Origin of the sequence: Pedobacter sp. (assembly GCF_035566355.1) — a bacterium.
In the GTDB taxonomy this organism is placed as follows: Bacteria; Bacteroidota; Bacteroidia; order Sphingobacteriales; family Sphingobacteriaceae; genus Pedobacter.
Genome location: NZ_DATMRL010000553.1, coordinates 1 through 7,215, shown reverse-complemented (window position 1 = coordinate 7,215; position 7,215 = coordinate 1). Strand labels below are relative to the sequence as shown.

Genomic DNA, 7,215 nt, shown 5'->3' with positions numbered 1-7,215 from the left:
CATTGAAGTTATTCCCATCATTACTATTACCAGTAAGGCAACCCTTTTCCACTTCATCTTTCTAATTTTAAGTTGTTTTCTTATTATTTTTGAGTATCAAAACCATGTAATCGTTGTGCACTCTTAGTATCGAATTTTTCTCGCTCACGAGCTAAGGATAATAATGAAGTATCGTTGTTAAAACTTCTTAAGAACGATACTTTATCTTCCATATCCACATAAATTCGATCAATTGACTTTAATCTTTCATCATCACTCATTCTAAGTTTTCCAGCTGTAGTTACATTAATTAATTCATCTAGATTTTCTAGACTAGAATTAAGCAGGTTTTCGTAGACACCCTCTATGTAAGTTAGTTCTTGCAAAGTGAAATTATTTTGTTCTTTAAAGCGCTTAAAGGCAGCTTTATATTCTTTAACCAAAGTAACCTGGTAGTCAACAATACCAGCTATTTTTCGATACTTTCGGACTGAGGGGCTTACTTCCATCAAACCGTCAAGGAAAGCTTTATGAATATTAAAATTTCCCTCAGATAGAGTCTTTACGGTATTGTAGCCACCACTGACAATCTTATAGCCACTTTTAAGATCTTTTAGTATTTGTTTAAATTGAAGCAATTTCTCAATATTCAATGCCAATTGTGCGATTTCATTGGCCTGAGCGAATGTCTTATTGTAGAATCCCTGCGCTAGAGAGAAAATAATCAAGACAATAAATAGTTTTTTCATATCTCAATCCCTTATAGTATTTATTTTTGGACTCCAATCCAATTTTTCAAACTTTTAACCTGGGTTTCTTCATCCATTCGAGAAGCACCCAATACCAAAGTTTCACTGGAAAAGCTTTTACAAAACACATTCATATCCTGCATATCCAAATAGATTTGATCAATATGCTCTATGCGTTCGTCATCTTTCATTTCTAGACTGGAATCTGTAGTTAATGCAATCAGGTCGTCGATTGCCGCTTCACAATCCGAAATCACCTTATCAAATACCTGACCTATATAGACTTCTTCGTTGACCGCAAACTGATGGCTAGATTTTACTTGCTCATAGGTCTTCTTGCAATTGTTCAGGAGTTCAACTTGTATTGTAATAATCTCAGCAACTTTAACATACTTTTTAATCTTAGGATTTACCGTTTTTAATGAGGTAAAAAAAATATTATGCAAATTGTACTCACCGCTTTTAAAATCATTAATAGTTTTTAATCCCTCTTTCGCTATCTTATATCCTTTATTTAAAACACCCATATAAGCTTGCAAAGCAGCTACCTGTTCAGCAAGGCGTTTAAGTTGTGATCCTTTTTGATTAAATATGCCCTGAGCAGTTACAAAATTGGAAATCATCACAAAAATGAAAATTGCTATAATTATAAATCGCTTATCCATGTCATTGTAAACTTAACCCGTACAACCTTTTAACCATATCAACGTCTCCTTGACTATTCGCTCTTTGCATACTTAACACTGCGTTCTGCGCATTAAATTGCCGTAAGTCACTATAGTTTTCCTCTATCTTGTCAGCAGCTGCATTGATAATCTCCATCCTTTTTGCATCGCTCATTTGCGTTTGAAAAGAGCTAACGACTAGCATTACTTGATCTAAATTCTTAGCACTTTCATCTAAAATACCAGCATAAACCTGTCCCATATATTGAATTTCTTGTACTGTAAAGTGCCCATCATTTCTAACTAAAGCCCAAGCACGCTGATATTCCCTAACTAAATTGGCTTGCTTCTCAGTAATTGACTTAATTCTTTGATAATAAGTAATAATAGATTTGACCTTTTGTAACTCTTCAAAATATTTCCTATACTGTTCTTTCTGCTTTTCTGTCCAATCACTAATTTCGTCTAGCTTCAATTTACTCATCGCATTCTCTAGAGCCTTTTGGGTATTCTGCAACCAGATGACCTTATTTTGCTGCCTCTGAATCTGTAAATCAATAGCTTTAATTACCTTTATAATTGCAGCTTTTACGACCACCCATATAATGGCGTGACTTTGCTGTGTAGGTACTAGCACCAACGCAAGGCACAAACCCATCATTATAATTATCTTTTTCATAGGACTATTTTTTTGAATCTCTTATACTTGATGCCATGGCCGCAATACCTTTACGTATATCACCATCAAATTTTTCAGCAAACTCCATCAATTTCACCTTTTCACTCTGCTCAGTGGTATAAGCGAGATACTCTTCTAGAGAAACCTCTGTCCTATATACTTTGGATTGCACCCCACCCAAGCTGATAAAAACTTCCTTGTATTTTAACCTTGGATCATTTGCTTTATTAACAGATAAGACCATGGATTTCTCTTTATCCGTCAACCCCAGAAGCTCTTGAATTTGATCAAATTTGTTCTGATACTTCGACTGATCGAGTAGAATTTTACAATCACTATTATTAATAATTGCCTGCTTTACAATTGGAGAGGAGATAATATCTTCAACTTCTTGAGTCACTACAATAGCCTCCCCAAAAAACTTCCGAACAGTTTTGAATAAATACTTAATATATTCAGCAAATCCCTCTTTCATAAGGGCCTTCCATGCTTCCTCAATTAAGATCATCTTTCTAAGTCCCTTCAATTTTCTCATCTTATTAATAAAAACCTCCATAATGATGATGGTCACAATTGGAAATAAAATGGGGTGATCCTTAATATTATCCAGTTCAAAAACAATGAAGCGTTCTTGTAAAAGGTTTAAGTTTTCAGTCGCATTCAATAGATAGTCGAACTCACCTTTTTTATAATATGGCCTTAAAACGTATAAGAAATTGTTGATGTCGAAATCTTTTTCTTTTACATTATCCGTCTCCAGTACCAGGGTAAAATCATCTCTCAAAAATTCAAAAAAAGTATTAAAACTAGGAAATATGGAAGAATCTTTTTCTAGCTTCTCATAATACAGTTGAATAGCATTGGAGAGTGCTACATATTCACTTCTCTTAAAAGATTCATCATCCTTTTTCCAAAGCGCTGTAAGTAATGTTTTTATACTTTCCTTTTTCTCCGTATCTAAATTGTCTCCTTCTCCTATAAAAAAAGGATTAAATCGAATAGGATTACTTTCTTCATAAGTAAAATAATAGCCGTTAACCATATCACATAATCCTTTATAACTGTGGCCCACATCTACAATAACCACGTGAGTACCCTGTTCATAATAGCTTCTTACAAAGTGATTGGTCCAAAAACTTTTACCCGATCCGCTAGGCCCCAGTACAAATTTATTTCGGTTCGTACAGTAACCTTTTAAAATTGGTTCATCAGATATATCAACATGCAAAGGTCTTCCAGTCAGACGATCGCCCATTCTAATACCCATAGGGCTAGTAGAGGTTCGATAATTAGTTTCCAAATTCAGAAAACAGCTGGCTTGAGCAGCAAAGGTGTCGAAGGTGTCATTTTCCGGAAAATCCGCAGCATTCCCAGGAATGCCAGACCAAAAGATTTGAGCTGCTCCCGCCGTTTCCATTTTTGCTACGGCATCCATCTGGGCCAAAGCAGAACTGACAGCATTTTTAAGATCTTTCAATTCCTCCTTAACGTCAGTCCACACCATGACGTTAAAATGGGCTTTAACAGGAATTCGTTGATCACCAATGGCTTCGTTCAAAAAATCATTTGTTGCATCTCTTGAAATGGCATTTTCTCTACTGTATGCAGATAAAGACTGTAACCTTAAACGTTTGCTCTCCATTTTCTGAATGGTCTTTTGCGCATCATCAATAAAGATATACTGATTGTAAATATGATTATAAGGTAGTAATTGGCCCAAAGTACTGGCAAAACCTACTGAAAACTTCGTGCGATCTGTACTATATTTATCATAGTTAATTCTAGAGCCGCATAAAGAAGGCAAATCCTCAGCATCCCCTAAGGTGTAAATCTGGGCGTGTAAATCACCTATTTGAATTCCATCATTAAATGAAATGTCCTTCATCAAAAAAGCATCTTCTCTTTCCGTAAGATAACAGTACCTTTCTATCAATCCAGCTTTTCGCTTTTGACTTTCCAAGTCCTCATTTTTAAGTCGAGTAAGCTGTACAAATCCGCTATCTTGTAAAATCTGTCTAAACTGACCGCAACAATCTTGAAAATCCTGAAGTAAAATTGGGTTAATTGTTTGCTCAGGAACTATGGTTGGACGAATCAAATTGGAAAACATACTGCTACCGGGGTTTCTCCCCGCAGGTTTTTTAGTTAAAAAAATATAACAAGCATGATCTAAATAGGGTCGTTCATTAAAGAATCTATCGCTGCTTCTAGACAAAAAACTTGTATCATCTTTAGAAAAATCAGCTTTGTATTTGCTGTCAATAAACCAATCTTGTTTATGGAATACACTATGTTTAGGTAAAACCTTTATCGCTTTTCCCCAAGCCTGGTGAAATGCCTCATAATCCTGGTCACTTAAAGTAAAAATTTCCGGCAATTCTGCTTTAAAAACTACGGTAACATCCCCTTGTTTCGACAATATACAATCATGCTCAATTCCTATTATTGGTAATATATTCTCTAACCACTTTTCCATCTCTATTAATTATCTATTATTAAGAATAAACTTCTACGGTATCCTGTATTAATTGCTTCTCTCTTTTCCTGAGAGCAATCTCTTTTTCTGCTGCTTTTCTCTCTAAGTTCATTTTTATATAAGCCCCTAAACTGGTTTCAAAAATAGACACCCTCTTACCAATCAATTTGGATTGAAATGGATATTCTGTCAAATATCCAACAGCAGACATTCCATTATTTATCGCTTCACCTACGGGATTAATAATCTTTCTTGAGGGAATTTGAATGATTACCGTTCCTTCCGGTATGCAGGTAATTTCATTTCTATCTATAGATTTCAACTTTCGTATGTAGGTATCATACAAAAACAACGAACCACCCTCATAAATTAGAAAGCTATCTTTAATTCTTTCCCATGGTTTACTCATTTTTCTGAGTTCACATAACTTAACATCTACCACATAGTCTTCTCCCTCAATATTAATTTGAGGCAACTTGCCTCTCAATGCCAGGAGAATATCTCCCGTCATTAACTGATAAAGGTTGCCAGATGCAAGAGCCCGCTTATTAAGCGCTTTAACTCGCTCCACATTGTTAAATAAAGTTGGCTCAAATACCTCATCGTCAATTTTAATAAGTTTGTCGTAGGTTGGATGTAAAGGTTCATATTGGTCACGATAAGGAATAATCATTCTCAAGTTCTTATCAAAAATCACAATCCGACAACCATCACGTTTCAGCATGAAGTGAAAGGGAATAATAGATTTATCGTGAGTAAGCCCGATTAATGTTTGAGTATTATAATCCAATTCATATAATTCTGATCCTATAATAATTTGATTGTATTCCATTTCAATGTTTGATTTTAGGTTATTTATCTTGTTCAGTTCTGCAGCTCAGGGAGCTGATTATGGGAGTAATCTTTTTATTTATATGCTGTTTCGGAATACACTGTGCTTCTCTTTCTATTTGATTTCGTCTAATTCGTTCTTCCAAATTGGTTTCAGACAAAGGAATTTCTGTAGCTTTTGTATTTAGATAAAACAACCTAGAGCGCCATATCGAGGCATCTTGATGGCCTAATTTAATGGCCAATCCTATAGGATCAAGTTGACTAAAATTAGGTACCCTTAATACCACAACGTTTTCGGGAAATCTAATCGTTTTATGATCGATAATCACACGCCTTTTATGTATAAAATCATAAACAAATTCGTATCGCCCGATGCCATAAGACAAAGGTTTAAAGTCAATTACATTGGCAGGATTATCCAATTCAACAAGCGTCATATTGTCTGCATGTACTACAAAAGGAGTTCCCACCAGAGCAATTTGAGGCAGCTTATAATGTAAAGTGGCATGAAATTGATGATCCTTGATAAGAATGTTCCAATTTTTCCGAAGACTTGTTTTATTCAGGACCTTTGCAAATTCGATATCTTCGATAAATTTTAAAGAAAGCAAATAGTTGGGAATCGTTGTATTGTAAGCGAATGAAGATAAAGTATCCGATGGTGTTACAGGCACAAATTGTAAAGTCTGATGATCAAATAAACCGACAAAACAATTATTTTGAGGTAATAATAGATCAAAAGAACAAGTATGCTCTAGATCTGATGCCAAAACAAATCTCCGTTTGTCAACATCTATATAAAATATACTATCATGTATAAATATTACAGGCTTTTCCATATATCTCGTGCAAAAATCTTTACCTTCAATAAATCACTATCTATCTAGTTTTAAACTTAATCGGTCTCTTGTTCGTAGAATTAGAGCTTTGGCTCTCATTCTCCTTTTTACTTTTCTTCTGAGTTGTATTTTTTACAATGCTTTCTTTTACCCGTCGCGGACATGGTATTCTGGTAGCTACGTGTTTATCCTGATAAGGGAATTTCAATAACATTTCGGTGCCAGAACCGTTAATAAGCTTCTTACCTACACCAACCGGATCGAGTTCTAAGTCATCTCCAATGCGAAGAAAAACGATGTTTGGCGCCACTTCAACGATACGATCTAAATCAAGATGAGCATAAGTTCCCGTAATTTTATTAAATGGAATTTGGTACCCAGAAACATCACGATCCCAATTAGCAAATTTTAGCGGGATTACGTTTTTAGGATTAGAAGTGGAAATTAAAACACCTTTTTCATAATCCCTATGTTGCAGATGAACAGTAAACTCATAATCCTCAAGATAGGCCTTTGGCAACACCTCTTTCCCACCAAGTCGTTCCTGTACAGCAGGTTTTAAAATTTGAAATCCTTGATTTCTATCACGGGCCAACTTGTTTATGTCGTCGATCTGTTTCTCATCTGTAAGCGGTGCTGTTAATAGTGGTTTTGGAAGTAAAATTTTTTTATTGTACTTCAGCAATTCTAGATCTAAACCATAATATTGATTCCTTAATAGCGAATTATAGTTTAGGACTGCAAATGGTGTCCCTTCTTTGAAAATTAAATCCTTGAAATAGATTGCATTATCAGGATTTCCTTTCTCCAAAAAAGCACTTTTATCGTAGTCAGGTATAAATACAGTTTCTCCTAATAACAAGTGATTTGTGTTGCTTTGCATTTTCTATTTGTCTACTAAGTTCTATTCCTAACTTGATATTCGGGTTCCTTTTTTGCGCTTGTCCATTTGCTTAATCTCTGCAGCTTTTTCATTTTTTTTTGTTCCCTTAAA

At 34.9% G+C, this 7,215-nt stretch carries 7 protein-coding genes; all 7 read right to left on the bottom strand.

The genetic code is table 11. From position 1 onward, the window contains the following. Positions 1-83: 83 nt before the first annotated feature. From VNZ46_RS21670 to VNZ46_RS21640, 7 genes are read right to left on the bottom strand one after another with little or no spacing between them, the layout of a single operon-like run. Positions 84-728 carry a TerB family tellurite resistance protein gene (locus tag VNZ46_RS21670; RefSeq protein ID WP_325562515.1) on the bottom strand — a complete coding sequence of 215 codons (645 nt, stop codon included), beginning with the start codon at positions 726-728 and terminating at the stop codon, positions 84-86. Positions 729-748: 20 nt separating this feature from the next. Then, complete coding sequence (locus tag VNZ46_RS21665) at positions 749-1,393, bottom strand: hypothetical protein (protein WP_325562513.1); 645 nt, start codon at positions 1,391-1,393, stop codon at positions 749-751. A gap of 1 nt (position 1,394) precedes the next feature. Next, a complete protein-coding gene (locus VNZ46_RS21660; protein WP_325562511.1) occupies positions 1,395-2,072 on the bottom strand; it encodes a conjugal transfer protein TraI in 678 nt (225 codons plus the stop codon). Between the two features lie 4 nt (positions 2,073-2,076). Then, on the bottom strand, positions 2,077-4,548 hold the full coding sequence (locus tag VNZ46_RS21655; protein WP_325562510.1) for a TraG family conjugative transposon ATPase: 2,472 nt from the start codon (positions 4,546-4,548) through the stop codon (positions 2,077-2,079). Positions 4,549-4,567: 19 nt separating this feature from the next. Further along, on the bottom strand, positions 4,568-5,380 hold the full coding sequence (locus VNZ46_RS21650) for a hypothetical protein (protein ID WP_325562508.1): 813 nt from the start codon (positions 5,378-5,380) through the stop codon (positions 4,568-4,570). 19 nt (positions 5,381-5,399) lie between these two features. Beyond that, on the bottom strand, positions 5,400-6,221 hold the full coding sequence (locus VNZ46_RS21645) for a hypothetical protein (protein ID WP_325562506.1): 822 nt from the start codon (positions 6,219-6,221) through the stop codon (positions 5,400-5,402). 40 nt (positions 6,222-6,261) lie between these two features. Then, complete coding sequence (locus VNZ46_RS21640; protein WP_325562504.1) at positions 6,262-7,104, bottom strand: hypothetical protein; 843 nt, start codon at positions 7,102-7,104, stop codon at positions 6,262-6,264. Positions 7,105-7,215: the final 111 nt, after the last annotated feature.